Origin of the sequence: Mucilaginibacter sp., from assembly GCF_965200995.1 — a bacterium.
Lineage (GTDB): Bacteria > Bacteroidota > Bacteroidia > Sphingobacteriales > Sphingobacteriaceae > Mucilaginibacter.
Map to the genome: position 1 here is coordinate 3,844,563 of NZ_OZ241743.1, position 19,016 is coordinate 3,863,578.

Genomic DNA, 19,016 nt, shown 5'->3' on the forward strand with positions numbered 1-19,016 from the left:
AACTATTTTTTACGTATATAAACCGTATTATTGCCAAACATAGTCCAGTGAGAGGGGCGCTTGCCATAATTGAATAACTCAATATGAAGAGTTGTATCATCCAGTAGCTCAATAAATCCCTGAAACAAATGTGCATTGCCTGCATTTTTTAAATTGATCAGCTTAGGCACTACAGATAGGTCGGTTACATATTTGTACAATATATCATCTTCATCCTTATTGGTGTAAAGTACTAAGTGGTCATTTTTAAATTGTACGCTTTTTACTATACCCTTATTATTAAATGAATTTACTATCCAAGTTCCCAGTAGATAGTCGTTATTGAATGGATGCATAAATGACTCCGGAGTAAAGTTTTTTAATTTATGGTATGTAAGTACCTTTTTCCTTTTCATTTTTACGTCAGGCCGCTTGTCGGTATTACCTATATCAATCATTATAGTGGAGTCATTAACTGCTCTGATCAGGCTTTTAAATTTGTACAGTCCTTTGATAGTATAGTCAAACCAAACCGGCTGCCGACTATTATCAATGTGGTAATTGAATGGCATTTGAACTATACCTTGTGATGTGGTCAAGTAACCGATACTATCGGTCTGAAACACAAATGCATTACTATATATATGAAGGAAGGCAGAATGGTAACCTTCAGATCGCCACACACCATAAAGCAAATTGCTGTTTACCGTTTGAGCTGAAACTGAGTAATTTAGTATGTATACAAAAGCAATAATTAAAGTTTTTATTCTATGCATAAAGTGAGTTGTTGTACAAATATAATAAGCGGGTATCAGTAGTAATATATCCCTTTAAGTAATTTATCGTTAAGTGTAGCAGAAGTACCTTACATTAGTCTTAAAAATCAATCACAACAAAATTTAACATCATGGACAGAGCATTTATTACCACCAGCACCAGCCTCGAAGGCTACAAAGTGGTTAAGCATTTAGGCGTGGTACGCGGCATTACGGTACGTAGCCGCAGCGTATTAGGCAACTTTGCCGGAGGCATACAAAGCATTTTTGGCGGCCGGCTTTCTATTTACGTAGAGCTTTGCGAAAACGCCCGCGAGGAAGCCTTTGTACTGCTGGCCCAACATGCCCAAAGCGTAGGCGCTAATGCCATTATCAATATGCGCTACGATGCCAACGAAATTGCGCAGGGCATCACTGAGGTACTGGCCTATGGTACCGCCGTTGTTGTAGAGCAGGTGTAATCCGGTCATTGGTCATTGGTCATTGGTCATTGGTCATTGGTCATTGGTCATTGGTCATTGGTCATTGGTCATTGGTCATTGGTCATTGGTCATTGGTCATTGGTCATTGGTCATTGGTCATTGGTCATTGGTCATTGGTCATTGGTCATTGGTCATTAAAGGTAAGTTGCGTTGAGGTTATTTGGTTTTGAAATTCTTCCTCATAATCATATCGACTCCCATTTAAGTTATATGACTATTGATCAATGACCAATTAATTACAATGCAGCGATAATTTTTATAGAAAACTTAAACGGTTAATCCTTAAAAATTACAATTTTTGCGAAAAGTTAAAAGATGCAGAGTTACCAGGAGTTTCTTGACCTGAGCGTGGGTTTTCCGCAGGACGGTTTTGAGATCATTGAAGATGAACTATATTTCCACGACCTGAACCTGATGGAGATGATTGAAACGTATGGTACGCCCCTGCGTTTTACTTACCTGCCCATTATCTCCAAAAAGATTCAGCAGGCTAAATTATTATTTCAGCAGGCTATTGTAAAGAACAATTACAGAGGCGGTTATAAATATTGCTACTGCACTAAAAGTTCTCACTTTAAGCATGTAGTTGAGGAGGCGCTGAAGAACGATATTCACCTGGAAACCTCGTCGGCCTTTGATATGCCGATGATTGATGCGCTGGAGAAGAAGGGTGTAGTGAATAAGGACATTACTGTAATTTGTAACGGTTTTAAGCCTTACCAGTACAAGCAATACATCATCGATATGCTGCACGACGGCTTTTCCAACATTATCCCGGTGCTGGATAACAAGGAGGAGTTTAATATGTACGATGACGAGATTGAGATGAGTACTCCTTGCAATCTGGGCATCCGTATCGCATCAGAGGAGCAGCCGGATTCGCAATTTTATACCTCGCGGCTGGGTGTACGTTCCGAAGATGTAATTGATTTTTATCATAGCAAAATTGAGAAGAACCCCAATTTCAGGGTGAAACTGCTGCATTTCTTTATTAACTCCGGTATATCGGATACCCCGTATTACTGGAACGAACTGGAAAAGTACGTGACGCTGTATTGCAAATTCAAAAAGGTTAACCCCGAACTGGATACGCTTGACATTGGCGGCGGTATGCCCTTTAAGGATTCGCTGGTGTTCGACTTTGATTATGAGTACATGATAAACGAAATTGTAAGCCGTATTAAAGAAATTTGTGCGGAATACGATGTGATTGAACCGGATATTATTACCGAATTCGGTAAATATACCGTAGCTGAAGCCTCAGGTATCTTATACAAGGTATTGGGCCGCAAGCAGCAGAACGACCGGGAACGCTGGCTGATGCTGGACGGGTCATTCATTACCAACCTGCCTGATGTGTGGGCGCTGAACCAGAAGTATATCCTGCTGCCTGTCAATAACTGGGATGCCGAATATGAGCGTGTGAACCTGGGCGGCATTACCTGCGACGGGCAGGATTATTATAACCAGGAAGCGCACATGAACAGCGTATATATGCCTAAAACGCGTAAGGTGCAGTATCTGGGTTTCTTTAATACCGGCGCCTACCAGGAGGTATTAAGCGGCTATGGCGGTATACACCACTGCCTGCTGCCATCGCCAAAGCACGTGATCATCCGACGTAACCGCGACGAAACGTTTAATTTTGAGGTGTTTGGCGAGGAACAGAACAGTAAACAGGTTATGAAGATATTAGGTTATACTACCTGATATACTTTCACATTAAATGAATTATATAATGCCATGCTGATTATTCAGCATGGCATTTTTTATAACCCATTTATTGTTGTAAACAAATCAAGGCGCTTATGCCTTCTTTAAATATGCTGAATATCAAACCCGTACTGTTTTCCTTGTTGCTACTCTCCTGCTACGGTAAGCCATCAGCGCAGCAGCAGCAATCGCAGCCACAAACCGATTCGATTTATCAATATAAGCCCTCTGCCTACGGCGGTACGGGCAAGTTTTATATGGGCCGTGAGATTGCGCAGGTGATGAGTTTTGACGGTGCCGACTGGCTGGAACGTGATACCCGCCAGCAGGAGGAAAACACTGCTAAAGCTATAGCCAACCTGCCAGTTACGGCTATCAGTAACGTGGCCGATATTGGTGCAGGCACCGGATATTATACCTTTAAAATTGCGCCTAAAATTCCTCAGGGAAAACTGTATGCTGTTGAAATACAACAGGATGCCATTAACTACCTGAACAAACGCAGTAAGGAGTTAAAGCAAAACAATGTGGTGGTGGTAAAAGGCGGTGAGCAATCGCCCAACCTGCCGGACAATACTATCGATCTGGCTATAATGGTGGATGTATATCATGAATTATTATATCCGCACGAAGTGCTGCAAGCTATCCGCCGTTCCTTAAAGCCACATGGCAAGCTATTGCTGTTGGAGTACCGCGCCGAAGACCCGGCGGTAGCTATCAAAGAGTTGCACAAAATGAGCATTAAACAAGTAAGTAAAGAACTAACAGCCAATGGCTTTCATCTGGTTAACGATGAGGAGTTTCTGCCTATACAGCACTTTTTAGTGTATCAAAAAGATTAAAAATTGTTATCCTGAGCGTTAGTGAAGGATATGTAAGCTTGGCTGTGCTATAGTACAGGCTCTCCGCCAACGCTTAAAATGACTGCTGCTTTTGTAAATAACTTAACTATCAAACTTTTCCAGCAGCTTCAGCAGGGTTTCAAAGTCTTTGGGGTAAGGTGCATGGATGGTGGTTTCAGTACCGTCTAACAATTTGAAAGTCAGCTCATAAGCGTGCAGCGCGAAGCGCTTCATGATGGGTAGTTCTTCCTGGTCCTTACCGATATTGTATTTGCGTTTTAGTTGGGATAAGAATACCGGCTTGCCCTTGTACATATCATCACCGGCTATGGAGGCCCGCTGGGTAGCCAGGTGGATGCGTATCTGGTGCATACGGCCGGTTACCGGGCGGCATTCTACCAGGGTATAATGCTTAAAGTATTCTAACGATTGAAACCAGGTTTCGGCCCGTTTACCCTCCTGGCGGCTGATGGTTACACTACCGCGCCCGGTATTCATTATAGGTAGGTTAATGAACAGATTATCAAAGGTATGCGTACCATCAATTACGGCATGGTACACCTTTTTTATTTTCCGCTTTTCAAACTGTATGGATATATCACGGTAAGCCTCGGGCGTTTTAGCGATGATTAAGGCACCCGAAGTTTCCTTATCCAGCCGGTGGCAAATCTGGGCATCCTCCCAATAGTTTTTGGCTAAACGGAGGATGTTGATCTCGCCGCTGCTTTCGCCCCGCTCATCTAAAGTGCTTAAAAACGGAGGTTTGTTAATTACAAATAAATCATCATTTTCAAACAAAATCAGGTCGGCAAACTTCGGAATTTTCATTGCCGCAAAGGTACGCTTATTTCAGGAATTTTCCGGCGGGGCGGTACGGATACCTGAGCTTAAGGCACACAAGCAGCCGTATAAGGGCTGTTTACAGCCTCATTATTGCTCATAAAAGTTGATAAAAGGCCATAAAAGTCGAAAAAGCGCTTAATGGGTATCTTCAAATTTGTAGCCTACCCCTTTTACGGTAGATACATAATTTTCGCCTAACTTTTCGCGCAGTTTACGGATGTGCACATCAATGGTGCGGTTGGTTACCACTACCGAGTCTTCCCAGATATTTTTCAAAATCACATCGCGGGTATACACCTTACCGGGCTTGGAGGCCAGCAGGTACAGCAGCTCAAACTCTTTTTTTGCCAGTACTATTCTTTCATCGTTCCTGAACACTAAATACGCCTCGCGGTCAATAGTTAAATCGGCCACCTGAAGTTTGTTGTCCGTAGCCTCCTCCGGCGAGTTGTTTCTCCTCAGTATGGCGTTGATACGGCTTACCAGCGCACGGGGCTTAATGGGTTTGGCAATGTAATCATCGGCCCCTACATTAAAACCGGCAATCTCCGAGTACTCCTCGCTGCGGGCGGTTAAAAACACCATAAAGGTATTCTTAAACTCCGGCATGGTGCGCATCATGCGGCAGGCTTCAATGCCGTCCATTTTGGGCATCATAATATCCAGCACAATCAGGTCGGGCAGTACTTTTTTGGCTTCAATCACCGCTTCCTGCCCGTTATGCGCCAGGTACACCTGGTACCCTTCTTTTTTCAGGTTGTATTCAATCAGTTCCAGAATATCGGGCTCATCATCAACAATCAGTATCTTTTGCTTAACAGGTGTGCTCATCGGGTCGAATTTTGATGTAAAAGTACTGTCCCTTTCCTTACATGCGGTTAAAAGCGTATTAACAAATTGTTAAACTTCATTTTATATTAACCCAAAATTGAGGCTATTTAAACGTTTTCTTTAAAAAGCCGCTCAAATCGTCACCAGTAACATTCTTGGCTACAATCACCCCGTTAGGGTCAATGATGAAGTTAGACGGTATGGCCTCAATCTGAAACAACTGCTCCATAGGGCCGTCAAACCGCTTCAAGTCGGAGGCCTGCTGCCAGGTAATGCCATCATCCTTAACGGCCTTTTGCCAGTCGGCCTTTTCCTGGTCGAGCGAAATCCCCAAAATATTCAGGCCTTTACCCTTGTACAGGGCATACTGCTTTACCACATTCGGGTTTTCGCGGCGGCAGGGTACACACCAAGAAGCCCAGAAATCGAGCATCACATATTTACCTTTATAATCCGACAGCCTTACCGGCTTGCCATCAATGGAATTAACGGCGAACTCCGGCGCTTTGTGCCCCACCGATAACGGCTTTACCCGCTCCATCTGTTTGATAAAGCCTTCCACCAACGGGTCGTGATTAAACTTGCCTTTAATGGCATCGGCGTAAGCTACCAGTTGCTGCTCGTACTTTTGAGGATCTACCGACATGGCCGCATAAAAGGCCGCCAGCGAAGTTTGATTGTCATTTATAAATTCGAGCGTAGCCTTGCTGTTATCATCAATGTTCTTTTGAAACACCGGGCGATAGGCCGCCAGCAGCGAATCGCGGTTTTTGCCCTGTGCGGTAAGCGATTCAAAATCGGCTGCCAGTTTCGCATTTTTGGCCGAATAAACATTACTGATGCGGTTAAACTCCTGTATCTTCTCCGATTCGGCCGAACCGGTGATCTGATAGGTGTGCGAGCTATCGCTCATATCCGCACGAAAATTTACATCATCGCCATTCTGTGCAATAAAGTCGAAGGTGTCCTCTCCTATCTGCAATTTAAACAATTGATTGTGCGGCGAACTGTGTTTGAACTGAAAGGTATTTTGCTGATTTATATCTGCCGAATCGATTTTTTTGATGTCGGCGCTGTCGGCCATCAGCAAATACACTTTAGAACCGGCTTTGGCGTGGTCGATGTTGCCGGAAAGCGTAAAGCTGTTTTTATCCTTACAGGATGCCAGCGCCAGTAATGCACCCGCAAGTACGGCTCCTGTGTAACGGTATTGTATCATGCTATTTTTGTTCTAATGCCTGTGTTAATATACGTGTAGTTTCTTTAGGATCTATTTTACCTTTCGAGCGTTTCATGATCTCGCCCATAAAAAGGCCCAATACGCCCTTCTTTCCCTTTTGATATTCCTTAATCTTATCCGGAAACTTAGCCAGGGCTTCGTTCACCCAGCCTTCCAGTTCGTTGCCGCCGGTACTGATCAACAGGTTGAGCTGTGCCGCCAGCGCTTTGGCACCCGCCTGCGGCTGCTTTATTAATTCTGGCAATAATTGGTGTGCCGCCGCCGAATGGCTGATTAGGTTTTCGTTCACCAGATCAATAACCCGGGCAAGCCGCGCCGGTGCTAATACCAATTTATCAATGCTGATATGATGCTCGTTCAGATAGGATTTTACCGGCCCCATCAGCCAGTTGGCAGCGGCCTTGTAATGCGGCGTGCAGGCAATCAGCTGCTCAAAGTAACCGGCAATATCATGCTCGGCAGTAAGCACACCGGCATCATAGGCAGGCAGGCCCAGCTGGTTCACATATTTATCATACAGCTCATGCGGCAGGGCCGGCATACGCTGTTTTACCTGCGCTATGTACTCAGGCGTTAATTGCAGCGGCTGCAAATCCGGCTCCGGGAAATAGCGGTAATCGTTTGCTTCCTCTTTAGAGCGCAGCACCGAAGTTTCGCCGGTATCGGCATCAAAGTTCAGCGTGTTTTGCTCAATGTGGCCGCCCTGTTCAATAATTTTTACCTGCCGCTCGAACTCATGCGCAATGGCCCGCTGCACATTGCGTATGGAATTGAGGTTTTTCACTTCGCAGCGGTTCCCTAATTTGGTTTCGCCTTTCAGCTTTACCGAAATATTGGCATCGCAGCGCATACTGCCTTCCTCCATGTTACCATCGCAAATATTGAGGTAACGCACCAGCCGGCGCAGTTCATTTAAATATTGCACTGCTTCTTCGCTGCTGCGCAGGTCGGGTTCTGATACCACCTCTAACAGCGGCACCCCGGCCCGGTTCAGGTCGATCATCGAATCGGCGCTGTGCCCGTCGTGTATACTTTTACCGGCATCCTCCTCCATATGGATGTGATGGATGGCGATGTTACGCTCGCTGCCACCGGCCAGTTTCACCGGCACATAGCCCCCGGTGCATATGGGGTGCTGGTCCTGGGTAACCTGGTAGCCCTTCGGCAAATCGGCGTAAAAATAATTTTTACGGGCAAAGGTGTTATAAGTGTTGATGCGGCAATGGCAGGCCAGCCCCATCTTTACTGCATATTCTACCGCCGTTTTGTTCAGCATCGGCAGCGTGCCCGGCATCCCCAGGGAAATGGCGCTCACATGCTCATTGGGCGCAGCGCCATAGGCCGCACTATCGGCAGAAAATATTTTGGTATGGGTAGATAGTTGTACGTGTACTTCCAGCCCCACTACCAATTCGTATTTCTCGTGTATCTCCACCTGATACGCCATGCGGTTCTTTTTTTTGAGAAGATGTTTATGCCGCGTCATTGCGAGGAACGAAGCAATCCCCACCTTTACAGGTCGGCCTTACAAAGCAGCTTTTTAAACTGAGGATTGCTTCGTTCCTCGCAATGACGTGCGGGTGATATAATATAATTATCTAATAGCGCTCCCCTTTGCCCGGCAAATATATAAGTAATGAGGCGAAATTGCAGTATCACTCACTTATTCGGCACAAACTTTGAAGTTCGAAATTAATAAGGTTACTAATTGAGTTCAGCACTACTTTTTTCCCGCTGCCGCGCACATAACCCAGCACTTTCCAACAATCCTGTATTGTTGGAAATATTCCTTAAACCATTTCGGTTTAACCGGTGTTTGAACTCATAAATTTCATTTTAATTGATGTTGTAACAAGGTAAAGCTTCGGCTCTATCTCAAATAACAGTGTTTATGACTACGGAAACTTTACCGAGGCCGGCGTTTAAAAAGGCTGGCAAAGACGATTTTTTTAAAGAACTGAACCAGCAGGTACAGCAGCGTGTACTTGGCAACAGGAAAGTGCAGCAGCGCATCGTGCGCAAATCTCTACTGCTGGTAGTATTGTACTTGGCAGTGTACAACGGTATCTTACTTTTTGGCAATAACACGCAGTTACTGTTCTTCTTTTATGTGGCTACAGGCTTTACCATGATTATGGTTTTCCTGAACGGCTTTCATGATGCCGCACATGGGGCGGTATTCAGCAGCCGCCGTTATAACGAGTGGTATAGCTACGTGCTGGAACTGTTTGGCAGTAACAGTTACATTTGGAAAAAGCGCCACCTGCTGCTGCACCACCCTTACCCGAACATGCAGCACTGGGACGTGGATTTTAAGCAAAGTGATATGGTACACATCTTTCCGGAAAGCCCGCGTAAAAGCATACACCGCTACCAGCATTTGTATATGTGGCCGCTATACCTGTTTTACACCCTTAACTGGCTGTTTATACGCGACTTTAAAGACTTTTTCGGCACCAAAGACAATTACCTGAAACGAGTAGCAAAGATACCCGCGATTGAGTATGTAAAACTATTTGCCGCCAAGCTGTTTAACCTTTTCTTTTTAGTGGGTGTGCCGATGCTGGTGTTGCAGCAGCCCTGGTATAGGGTGCTGGCCGCCTTTTTGGTGATGCACCTTACCGCCAGCGCCTTCGGGGTAACGGCGCTGCTCTCTACCCATGCCGATGAACATGCCGAATTTCCGCTGCCACCAGAAGACGGCAAACTGGACATGACCTGGGCCATGTACCAGATTACCGAAACCAAAGACTTTAGTCCGGACAGTAAGTTAGCCAATTTTCTGTTCGGCGGTTTTAATCACCACGTGGCGCACCACCTGTTTCCAACCGTGGCGCATACCTATTACCCGGCCATTACCCCGATTATCCGGGAGTTTGCAGACAAGTACCATCTGCCTTACCGTGCTTACCCTATGGTAACGGCCATCCGCTCGCACTTTATGCTGCTCAAGAAAAGCGGCGTGCAGGAGAGTGTTTTTGCAACGGGGGAATTGTAGGAAAAGAAGCAAGAGACAGGAACCAAGAACCAGGATTTATTTAAAACGTAATTGCCAGGAGTGGCTTAGGAATTTAATACCAGAGCGACCGGATTCACAGTATGAACGCATAACAAAAAGGCTAAGAATGTATTTCTTAGCCTTTTTGTTATTGAAATGCCCTATGAAGATCCAACTCCTGTTCCCCCTTCAGGGGGTTAGGGGGCGAAACTTTTCGCCTTTTTCAGCGCCGCATCCAAACCCGCTGCGTTCTTGCCGCCTGCGGTAGCAAAGAACGGCTGACCGCCGCCGCCGCCCTGTATCTCTTTGGCCAGTTCGCGGACGATGGTGTCGGCGTTCAGTCCTTTTTCTTTTACCAGATTTTCGGCGATCATCACCGTCAGGTTAGGCTTGCCATCGAAGCTGGCGGCCAGCACCAGGAACAGATCGGTTACAATGTCTTTTAGCTGGTAAGCCAGGTTTTTAACGGCATCGGCGCTGGGCAGCTCCACTTTGGCGGCAATAAAATTGATGCCGTTGATTTGCTGCGCTTGCTTAGCCAGTTCGTGTTTAAGGCCGGCTGCTTTTTCCAGTACGCTTTTTTCCACCTCCTTTTTCAGGCGGGCGTTCTCTTCCAGCAGGCTTTCAATGCTTTTGGAAATATCCTTAGGGTTTTTCAGCAGTTCTTTTACCTGCTGCACCAGTTTGGCCTGCTCGTTAATGTAGTTTTCGGCAGCCTCACCGGTAATGGCCTCAATACGGCGCACACCTGCGGCTACGGCGCTTTCGGCCACAATTTTAAAATAGCCGATTTGACCGGTCGCCTTTACGTGCGTACCGCCGCACAGTTCTTTGGAAAATGTTTCGTCAAAGGTAATCACCCGCACATAGTCGCCATATTTTTCACCAAACAGGGCGGTAACGCCGCTGCTGATGGCTTCCTGGTAAGGCACATTGCGCTGTTCCACCAGGTTGATGTTCTCGCGCACCTTCTGGTTTACGATGGTTTCGATCTGCGCCAGCTCATCTTCGGTTACTTTGGCAAAATGCGAAAAGTCAAACCGCAGGTAACCGGCGTTCACCAATGAACCCTTTTGGTTTACGTGGCTGCCCAATACCTGTTTCATGGCGGCATGCAGCAGGTGCGTGGCCGAGTGGTTGTTTTCGGTGCTGGTACGCTTACCGGCATCCACAATGGCCGTTAAGGCATCTTCAACCGTAGCAGGCAGGGTATCGGTAAAATGAACGATCAGGCCGTTCTCCTTCTTGGTATCCGTTACCGGGATGATGTCGCCATTCGGGAAGATCAGCTCGCCGGTATCGCCTACCTGTCCGCCGCTTTCGGCGTAGAAAGGCGTTTTATCCAGCACCAGCTGGTACTGCTCCCTGCCTTTGGCGGTTACCTTGCGGTATTTTATAATGTGGGCTACGGTTTCGGTTTCATCATAGCCGGTGAACTCAACCGTATCATCATCGCGCAGGGTAACCCAATCACCGGTATCAATGGCAGTAGCAGCACGGGAACGAGCTTTTTGTATAGCCATTTCTATATCAAAGCCATATATATCTATTTTCCGTCCAATGTCATGCATAATTAGACTTGTCAAGTCTACCGGAAATCCAAATGTATCATATAGGGTAAATACTATATCCCCTCTCAAAGTTGTAGTGTAGCCCAACAACTTGTTATAAGCTTCGTCATACTCAGTCACATTTTGCAATTGATTTTCAAGTTCCACAAAATTATATCCAGACGACTGCCAAGGAACAGGTATATAATCTGTTATGTGTCTTGCCAGATTTAGAACAACTTTGTTAGTGTTTAGATACTCGGCAATCTCGAAGATTTGAAAATCATGCCATGGCTTTCCATAATGCGATTCAAGAAAACCTTCAATTTTATCTACATAAGCAACTTGATGCGATAGAAGTTCTAAACCGTTAGCTAAGGTTTTTAAAAACGACACTTCCTCTTCCAAAACCACCTTCTGCACAAAATCCTTCTGGCTCCACAACTCTTCAAACACCCCTTCAAACTGCCCTGCTAAAATCGGCACTAACTGATTTAAAAACGGTTCTTTAAAGTTCAGGTACTGGTAGGCATAACGCACCGCCCGGCGCAAAATGCGGCGAATTACATAGCCTGCTTTATTATTGCTCGGCAGTTGCCCGTCGGCCACAGCGAAGCTGATGGCGCGGATATGGTCGGCCATTACGCGCATGGCAATATCGGTACGTTCCTCAGCACCATAAGCGATGCCCGATTTTTCGGCGATGAAATCAATCATCGGCATAAACACATCCGTATCGTAGTTGGAGGTTTTGCCCTGCAGCACCCGCACCAGCCGCTCGAAACCCATCCCGGTATCTACATGCCGGGCAGGCAGCGGCTGCAGTGAACCGTCCTTCAGGCGGTTAAACTGCATGAACACATTGTTCCATATCTCAATCACCTGCGGGTCGTCGCCGTTCACCAGCATAGCGCCGTTTACTTCGGCACGTTGCTCGTAGGTACGGCCATCGTAATGTATCTCGGAGCAGGGGCCGCAGGGGCCGGTTTCGCCCATCTCCCAAAAGTTATCCTTTTTATTGCCGTTCAAAATATGGCTGGGCTCAATGTATTGCGCCCAGTAATCGTAGGCTTCCTGGTCGCGCGCCAGGCCTTCCTTTTCGTCACCCTCAAAAATGGTGACGTACAGGCGGCTCTTGTCCATACCGAATACTTCGGTCAGCAGTTCCCAGCTCCAGGCAATGGCCTCTTTTTTAAAGTAGTCGCCAAAGCTCCAGTTGCCCAGCATCTCGAACATGGTATGGTGATAGGTATCTACCCCCACCTCCTCCAGATCGTTATGCTTGCCCGATACCCGCAAACAGCGCTGGGTATCGGCCACACGCGGAAATTTTGGCGCAGTTTCGCCTAAAAAAATATCTTTAAACTGGTTCATCCCGGCGTTGGTGAACATCAGCGTAGGGTCGTTCTTTACTACAATGGGGGCCGAAGGCACAATGGCGTGGCCTTTACCCGCAAAAAAATCCAGAAATGCCTGGCGTATTTCTTTAGCCGTCATGGGTTGATAAAATAAGTGTGCAAAGATAAGGTTTTGGGGCGGTAGATAGAAGAGCAGGTGGATAGAGCGGAGAGCGGGTGGCAGATAGAAGGGCGGGTGGAAAGAGCGGAGAGCGGACGGCGTTAACTCCTGTAAACTTTAATTTTATCAACAAAAAATAACGGTAGCCGAAATTATGCTATTTTTGTATCCCGTACACACACCCCCGGCATTGGTATTCCTCCGGCTGCCTGATGGTGAAAAAATCACATGACTAAATATATTTTTGTTACGGGCGGCGTTTCCTCGTCGTTAGGAAAGGGTATTATCTCGGCATCCTTAGCCAAATTGCTGCAGGCGCGGGGCTACCGGGTAACCATCCAGAAATTCGATCCCTATATTAATATTGACCCCGGAACACTGAATCCGTATGAGCATGGCGAATGCTACGTAACCGAGGACGGCGCCGAAACCGATCTGGATTTGGGCCACTACGAGCGTTTTCTGAACACGCCTACCTCGCAGGCCAATAACATCACCACCGGCCGTATCTATCAGAATGTGATCAACCGCGAGCGTGAAGGCGCCTTTTTAGGTAAAACGGTGCAGGTGGTACCGCATATTACCGATGAGATCAAACGTAACTTTAAGATATTGGGCGAAAACGGCCAGTACGACATCGTGATCACCGAGATTGGCGGTACCGTTGGCGATATTGAATCGCTGCCCTTTATTGAGGCCGTACGGCAGTTTAAGTGGGAAGCCGGCGGCAATAATGCGCTGGTGATACACCTTACCCTGGTTCCGTTCCTGGCGGCAGCAGGCGAGTTAAAGACCAAACCTACCCAGCACTCGGTAAAAATGCTGCTGGAATACGGTATACAACCCGATATACTGGTATGCCGCACCGAGCACCCGCTGAACCAGGATATCCGCCGGAAAGTAGCCCAGTTCTGTAACGTAAATGTGAATGCGGTGATTGAGTCTATCGATGCCTCCACCATTTATGATGTGCCGCTGCTGATGCTGAAGGAACAGTTAGATAAAACGGTACTGGCGAAGCTAAAGCTATCCACCAAGCAGGAGCCGGAACTGGAAAGCTGGAAAGACTTTTTGGGCCGGTTAAAAAACCCCACCGCCGAAGTGCGCATCGGTTTGGTGGGTAAATACGTAGAGTTGCCGGATGCCTACAAATCCATCATCGAAGCATTTATTCATGCCGGGGCCAAGAACGAATGTAAAGTAAAGGTAGAATATATCCACTCGGAGCAGTTAACTACCGAAAATGCCATTGAACGCCTGAAGGGGCTGGATGGCGTATTGGTAGCGCCGGGCTTCGGTCAGCGCGGGTTTGAGGGTAAGATAGAAGCGATACGTTATGTACGCGAGAACAATATTCCGTTCTTCGGCATCTGCTTGGGGATGCAGTGCGCCGTAATTGAGTTTGGCCGCCACGTGCTGAACCTGGAAGGGGCCAGCAGCACCGAAATGCACCAGGATACGCCGCACCCGGTAATCGGGATGATGGAGGAGCAGAAGAACATTACCGCTAAAGGGGGTACCATGCGCCTTGGTTCTTACGCCTGCGATTTGAAACGCAACAGCAAGGCGGCCGCCATTTATGGTACGCCGCACATCTCCGAACGCCACCGTCACCGTTACGAATTCAATAACGAATACCTGCACCAGTACGAGGCCGCAGGCATGATACCTTCAGGTATCAATCCACAAACCCGTCTGGTTGAGATAGTTGAGCTTAAGAATCACCCGTTTTTTGTAGGCGCGCAGTTTCACCCCGAATTAAAATCTACGGTAGCAAAACCTCACCCACTTTTTGTTAACTTTGTCGCCGCTTCGCTGGCCTATGCCCGCAAAAAATAATCATAGCTTGATACGATAGATAATGGACAAGAATACATTCACGGGGCTGTTCCTGATTTTGCTGATTTTGGTGGGTTCCTTCTTTTTTCTGAAGCCTAACGCCAATGATCCGGCCTTTAAAAAAGAACAGCAGCGCCAGCACCTGGATTCATTAAAACGGGCCGGTTTGCTGAAACCTGCCGCCCCGAAAACAGCGGCTGATACCACCCGGCCTGCGGGTGTGGACTCCGCACTTTTAAAAAGCCCTTTTGGCGCCGCCAATTACGGCAGTACAGCCTATACCTATATGGATAACAAGGATGTACACATCACCCTGAGCAATAAGGGAGGCCGTGTATATGCTGTGGAACTCAAAAACTTCAAAACCTTTACTAAAAAGCCGCTGGTGTTATTCAGCGGCGATGGCAACAAGTTTGGATTGGCCTTAACCGCCGGAGGCAAAGCCATCAATACCAATGATCTGTATTTCAAGAGCCTGACCACTGCCAAAAATGCGGCAGATACCAGCACCACGGTAACCATGCGGTTAAGCTACAGCGCTACACAGTTTGTTGATTATACGTATAAACTTAACAACAGCGGGTACAAGCTGGGCCTTACCGTTAAACTTACGGGTATGGAGGGGGTACTGGCCAACAGCCAGGCGCTGCAACTGGACTGGACAGCCAGCCTGCATCAGCAGGAAAAGGATATTACCCAGGAGCGGCAGTTTTCTACCGTGGCGTATAAGAACATGAGCAACGATGTTGACTTTCTGAGCGAAACCAAAGACGACAAAAAGCAGATTGCCGACCAGAAAATACAATGGGTATCATTCAAGCAGCACTTTTTCTCCAATGTGCTGATCGCTCCTAAGGGTTTTGACAAGGTAAACGTAGCCTCAACCACCAATCTGGACTCGAAAGATGTGCGGCAGATGAACGCCCGGTTTAACCTGATAGCCGACGGCAACAACACCTACCCTATGGAGTTCTATTTCGGCCCCAACCGCTTTAAAACTTTAGCGGCACAGGGTTATGACCTGGAAAAGCAGATCAACCTGGGCTGGGGGCCGCTTAAGCTGATCAACCGTTTTGCAGTATTGCCGGTGTTCAATTTCTTGCAGCACTTCGGCTGGAACATGGGCCTGATCATACTGGTGCTAACCATATTATTAAAGCTTGTTCTTTCCCCGCTTACTTATAAATCTTACCTGTCGATGGCGAAGATGCGGGTGCTGAAGCCGGAAATGGATGTGATTAAGACCAAGGTTGGCGAAGATAACCCTACCCTGTTGCAGCAGGAATATATGAAGCTGTACCGCAAAGCCGGTGTAAACCCGCTGGGCGGCTGCCTGCCCCTGCTGCTGCAGATGCCGATTGTAATTGCCTTCCTGCGCTTCTTTCCCAGCCTGTTTGAGCTGCGCGGCGAGAGCTTTTTGTGGATGAAGGATTTATCTACGTATGATAATGTGATCAACTTCGGTTTTAAAATCCCGCTGCTGGGCGATCACCTGAGCTTGATGTGTTTGCTGATGACGGCTTCTACCATCATTTACACTTACTTCAACAACCAAATTTCGGGCGCCACCGGGCAGATGAAGTACATCGGGTACATCACCCCGTTCATGTTCCTGAGTTATTTGAACAGCTACCCTTCCGGCTTGAACTATTATTACTTCCTGGCCAATATGCTCACCTTTGCGCAGCAATGGCTGATCAAGTTTCTGGTAGATGACAACAAGATACATGCCCGCATCCAGGAGAACAAAAGTAAGCCCGAAGACAAAAAGAAAAAAGGCGGCTTTCAGGCCAAGTTAGAAGACATGATGCGCCAGCAGCAAATACAGCAGGCGAAGAAAAAATAGCTGGTTGCAGAGTCAGGAATTAAGAGGCGAGAATCAAAACTCGAAACCTATGTAAAAAGGGGCAAGCTGAACAAACAGCTTGCCCCTTTTTATTTGGCAGTAAATTGTTAATGTAATAATCGGTATCCTGAGTCTTGATTCCTGGCTCCCGATTCCTGACTCTATCCCACAAGGTTTATTTAAAAGTAAAAATTTATCGCTAACCAAATTAGCATTCAGATTTTTGCTAATTTTGAGGTGGATGTATGCAATTGTAGATATTGAAACCACAGGCGGCCATGCCAGTGCGCATGGCATAACAGAAATAGCCATCTGTATTCATGATGGTAAAAAGGTAGTGAACCGCTACCAGTCGCTGGTAAACCCCCGGCAGGAGATACCGGTATATATACAGGCCTTAACCGGTATCAATGAGGACATGGTGGCTGCCGCGCCCGACTTTGCGGCTATAGCGGCTGATGTGTACCACCTGCTGCACGGGCACATCTTTGTAGCCCACAATGTAAACTTCGATTACTCTTTTGTACGCCATCATCTGGCTGCCGCCGGTTATGATCTGAATTGCAGCAAGCTGTGTACCGTTCGGTTAGGGCGTAAGATTTTGCCGGGGATGCCCTCCTACAGCTTAGGTAAACTATGCCATCATTTAGGCATTGGCAACAGCGGCCGGCACCGGGCCGGAGGCGATGCAGACGCTACCGCCGAACTGTTTACCCTGCTGATGGAGAATGACAAAGACGGCCACATTTCCGATGCCTTAAAAATCCGCTCGAAAGAGCAGGTACTGCCCCCTAACCTGCACCGCAACTTTATGGACAAACTGCCTGCCACGCCGGGCGTATACTACTTTCATAACCAGAACGGCAAGGTGGTGTATGTGGGCAAGGCCGTAAACATTAAAAAGCGGGTAGCCAGCCATTTCAGCGGTAACAATGCGGGGGCGCAACGGCAGGATTTTATGCGCCACATTCACCAGATCAGTTACCAGGAATGCGGCACCGAGCTAATGGCGCTGGTGCTGGAATCGGTAGAGATAAAGCGGCTGTGGCCGCAGTTTAACCGTTCGCAAAAAAAGCTGGAATTTCCGTTTGGCCTGTATTCCTATGAAGACCAGAATGGCTATATCCGCCTGGCCGTAGATCGCCGGCGCAAATATTCGTTTCCGCTGCACACCTGCAGTACGTTAACAGAAGGCCGGAACCTGCTGCAAAAGCTGATTGACGAATTTGAATTGTGCCCGAAATTTTGCTTCATACAAAAAAACAACGATGCCTGCACCGGCAGCAGGCACCTGGCCTGCGCATGTATCGGCAATGAGAGCCCGGATAATTACAACAAGCGTATTGCTTCGGCATTGAACACGTTAAAAGAAACGTTACCTACTTTTGCACTGCGCGACGAGGGGCGCACGCCCGATGAGCACAGTTGCATCTTAATTGAGAACGGCCAGTTTTACGGCATCGGTTATATTTCGCAGTACTTCCAAGCCGACAATATAGAACAGATCAAGAATTTTCTTACGCCCTATCCGGGCAATGATTACATCCGGAATATGGTGCTCAACCATGCCGGTGAGCATCCGTGGAAAGTATTGAAGTTTGACCGCTTACAAGCCGATGTTGCGTAAATTAACTCTAATGAGCTATAGAGTTTATATGCAACAAAGAGGAAAACCTTGGTTCATTTGGCAACCTATACCACCACGCATTTGATAGCCTTTCAGGCGCTCAAATACCTTTTTATAATGCGGAGTTTGTGCGTATAACGCTTCAGGTCTTCCGAATAGATGCCCTGGCTATCAAAGCGGTCTATCTTTACCTGGCCGGAGGCATGAATAATACGGTCCTGATCAAGCAATAGGCCTACATGCGTTATGCGCCCTTCGGCGTTGTCAAAAAATGCTAAATCTCCGCTTCTAACTTCGGTTACAAAATTCACCAGTGTGCCCTGGTTAGCCTGTTGGCTGGCATCGCGCTGTAACTGTATGTTATACATGCGGTATACCGCCTGCGTAAAACCCGAGCAATCTATACCAAAGTGCGTACGCCCCCCCCACTGGTAAGGGCTGTTCAGGTACGAGCGGGCTGCCTCTGTAATATCGGTAAAGCCATGGCTAATTTCGCCCACCAGTTCATACTTATCCTGGTTAATGGTGGTTACAGCACCATTCATAAATGCCAGCGAACTGGTAGCAGGCAGGTAGATAACCGTGTTATCGCTTAACCTGCATACCCGGGTAACCGCCTGGTAAGTTATAGCTGTGGGCTGATTTTGCAACTGCGTATAACCGGTGTAATCCAGCGGGTTTACCTGCAGGCGGGCTATCCATCCGGTATAGCGGTCGGCAATGGTTACTACTTGTACCCATTGCCCGGCCCGTTCTAAAATTTCATAAGTTTCGCCAAACAGCAGTTGCGATACCTGCTCGCTCCGCTCATTGCCTTCGGCCCGCATAGGTATTACCGACAGGGTACAGATGCCGTATTCCATAATAAGATTCAATCAATGTAGTTATGAAATGTCCGTATAAAAAAAGAGGAAACGTGTTTACGTTTCCTC

The 19,016-nt window shown here is 47.2% G+C and carries 14 protein-coding genes; 7 read left to right on the plus strand and 7 right to left on the minus strand.

From position 1 onward, the window contains the following. Positions 1–2 precede the first annotated feature (2 nt). Positions 3–755 (minus strand): hypothetical protein, encoded by a 753-nt coding sequence (locus tag ACY652_RS17950; RefSeq protein ID WP_462265759.1) that lies wholly within the window; start codon positions 753–755, stop codon positions 3–5. A gap of 131 nt (positions 756–886) precedes the next feature. On the opposite strand from ACY652_RS17950, the gene ACY652_RS17955 reads away from it, so the two are divergent. The 3 genes from ACY652_RS17955 to ACY652_RS17965 all read left to right on the plus strand — a co-directional run bounded on the left by ACY652_RS17955 (position 887) and on the right by ACY652_RS17965 (position 3,792). Further along, a complete protein-coding gene (locus ACY652_RS17955) occupies positions 887–1,216 on the plus strand; it encodes a YbjQ family protein (RefSeq protein WP_462265760.1) in 330 nt (109 codons plus the stop codon). Positions 1,217–1,552: 336 nt separating this feature from the next. Continuing rightward, positions 1,553–2,947: an arginine decarboxylase gene (locus tag ACY652_RS17960; RefSeq protein WP_462265761.1), complete on the plus strand. Its 1,395-nt coding sequence runs from the start codon at positions 1,553–1,555 to the stop codon at positions 2,945–2,947. Positions 2,948–3,045: 98 nt separating this feature from the next. Then, positions 3,046–3,792 carry a class I SAM-dependent methyltransferase gene (locus ACY652_RS17965; RefSeq protein WP_462265762.1) on the plus strand — a complete coding sequence of 249 codons (747 nt, stop codon included), beginning with the start codon at positions 3,046–3,048 and terminating at the stop codon, positions 3,790–3,792. A gap of 102 nt (positions 3,793–3,894) precedes the next feature. Here the strand turns inward: ACY652_RS17965 and ACY652_RS17970 are convergent, their stop codons facing one another. From ACY652_RS17970 to gatB, 4 genes are all read right to left on the minus strand, one after another. Continuing rightward, complete coding sequence (locus ACY652_RS17970) at positions 3,895–4,620, minus strand: RluA family pseudouridine synthase (protein WP_462265763.1); 726 nt, start codon at positions 4,618–4,620, stop codon at positions 3,895–3,897. Positions 4,621–4,770: 150 nt separating this feature from the next. Continuing rightward, positions 4,771–5,466 (minus strand): response regulator transcription factor, encoded by a 696-nt coding sequence (locus tag ACY652_RS17975; protein ID WP_462265764.1) that lies wholly within the window; start codon positions 5,464–5,466, stop codon positions 4,771–4,773. Positions 5,467–5,569: 103 nt separating this feature from the next. Then, positions 5,570–6,685 carry a redoxin domain-containing protein gene (locus tag ACY652_RS17980; RefSeq protein WP_462265765.1) on the minus strand — a complete coding sequence of 372 codons (1,116 nt, stop codon included), beginning with the start codon at positions 6,683–6,685 and terminating at the stop codon, positions 5,570–5,572. A 1-nt stretch (position 6,686) separates the two neighbouring features. Then, positions 6,687–8,153, minus strand: coding sequence for an Asp-tRNA(Asn)/Glu-tRNA(Gln) amidotransferase subunit GatB (gatB, locus tag ACY652_RS17985; RefSeq protein ID WP_462265766.1), 1,467 nt, complete (start codon positions 8,151–8,153; stop codon positions 6,687–6,689). Between the two features lie 444 nt (positions 8,154–8,597). Between gatB and ACY652_RS17990 the strand changes: the two genes are divergently transcribed. After that, complete coding sequence (locus ACY652_RS17990) at positions 8,598–9,704, plus strand: fatty acid desaturase family protein (protein WP_462265767.1); 1,107 nt, start codon at positions 8,598–8,600, stop codon at positions 9,702–9,704. A 197-nt stretch (positions 9,705–9,901) separates the two neighbouring features. Here ACY652_RS17990 and alaS read toward each other — a convergent pair whose 3' ends face one another. Next, positions 9,902–12,751 carry an alanine--tRNA ligase gene (gene alaS, locus ACY652_RS17995; RefSeq protein ID WP_462265768.1) on the minus strand — a complete coding sequence of 950 codons (2,850 nt, stop codon included), beginning with the start codon at positions 12,749–12,751 and terminating at the stop codon, positions 9,902–9,904. A 249-nt stretch (positions 12,752–13,000) separates the two neighbouring features. On the opposite strand from alaS, the gene ACY652_RS18000 reads away from it, so the two are divergent. The 3 genes from ACY652_RS18000 (at position 13,001) to ACY652_RS18010 (ending at position 18,084) form a co-directional block, all read left to right on the plus strand. Next, entirely contained in the window at positions 13,001–14,611 is a 1,611-nt protein-coding gene (locus ACY652_RS18000; RefSeq protein ID WP_462265769.1) for a CTP synthase, read from the plus strand. Positions 14,612–14,633: 22 nt separating this feature from the next. Continuing rightward, complete coding sequence (gene yidC, locus ACY652_RS18005) at positions 14,634–16,457, plus strand: membrane protein insertase YidC (protein ID WP_462265770.1); 1,824 nt, start codon at positions 14,634–14,636, stop codon at positions 16,455–16,457. A gap of 241 nt (positions 16,458–16,698) precedes the next feature. Then, the gene (locus ACY652_RS18010; RefSeq protein ID WP_462265771.1) at positions 16,699–18,084 is read left to right on the plus strand and encodes an exonuclease domain-containing protein; all 1,386 of its coding nucleotides are present in this window, start codon (positions 16,699–16,701) and stop codon (positions 18,082–18,084) included. A gap of 92 nt (positions 18,085–18,176) precedes the next feature. On the opposite strand, the gene ACY652_RS18015 is transcribed toward ACY652_RS18010, so the two are convergent. Continuing rightward, on the minus strand, positions 18,177–18,947 hold the full coding sequence (locus ACY652_RS18015; RefSeq protein ID WP_462265772.1) for a C40 family peptidase: 771 nt from the start codon (positions 18,945–18,947) through the stop codon (positions 18,177–18,179). Positions 18,948–19,016 lie beyond the last annotated feature (69 nt).

Coding starts and splice junctions, on each gene's coding strand:
- ACY652_RS17950 (WP_462265759.1), bottom strand. CDS start 755: ATGCATAGAATAAAAACTTTAATTATTGCTTTTGTATACATACTAAAT.
- ACY652_RS17955 (WP_462265760.1), top strand. CDS start 887: ATGGACAGAGCATTTATTACCACCAGCACCAGCCTCGAAGGCTACAAA.
- ACY652_RS17960 (WP_462265761.1), top strand. CDS start 1,553: ATGCAGAGTTACCAGGAGTTTCTTGACCTGAGCGTGGGTTTTCCGCAG.
- ACY652_RS17965 (WP_462265762.1), top strand. CDS start 3,046: ATGCCTTCTTTAAATATGCTGAATATCAAACCCGTACTGTTTTCCTTG.
- ACY652_RS17970 (WP_462265763.1), bottom strand. CDS start 4,620: ATGAAAATTCCGAAGTTTGCCGACCTGATTTTGTTTGAAAATGATGAT.
- ACY652_RS17975 (WP_462265764.1), bottom strand. CDS start 5,466: ATGAGCACACCTGTTAAGCAAAAGATACTGATTGTTGATGATGAGCCC.
- ACY652_RS17980 (WP_462265765.1), bottom strand. CDS start 6,685: ATGATACAATACCGTTACACAGGAGCCGTACTTGCGGGTGCATTACTG.
- gatB (WP_462265766.1), bottom strand. CDS start 8,153: ATGGCGTATCAGGTGGAGATACACGAGAAATACGAATTGGTAGTGGGG.
- ACY652_RS17990 (WP_462265767.1), top strand. CDS start 8,598: ATGACTACGGAAACTTTACCGAGGCCGGCGTTTAAAAAGGCTGGCAAA.
- alaS (WP_462265768.1), bottom strand. CDS start 12,751: ATGACGGCTAAAGAAATACGCCAGGCATTTCTGGATTTTTTTGCGGGT.
- ACY652_RS18000 (WP_462265769.1), top strand. CDS start 13,001: ATGACTAAATATATTTTTGTTACGGGCGGCGTTTCCTCGTCGTTAGGA.
- yidC (WP_462265770.1), top strand. CDS start 14,634: ATGGACAAGAATACATTCACGGGGCTGTTCCTGATTTTGCTGATTTTG.
- ACY652_RS18010 (WP_462265771.1), top strand. CDS start 16,699: ATGTATGCAATTGTAGATATTGAAACCACAGGCGGCCATGCCAGTGCG.
- ACY652_RS18015 (WP_462265772.1), bottom strand. CDS start 18,947: ATGGAATACGGCATCTGTACCCTGTCGGTAATACCTATGCGGGCCGAA.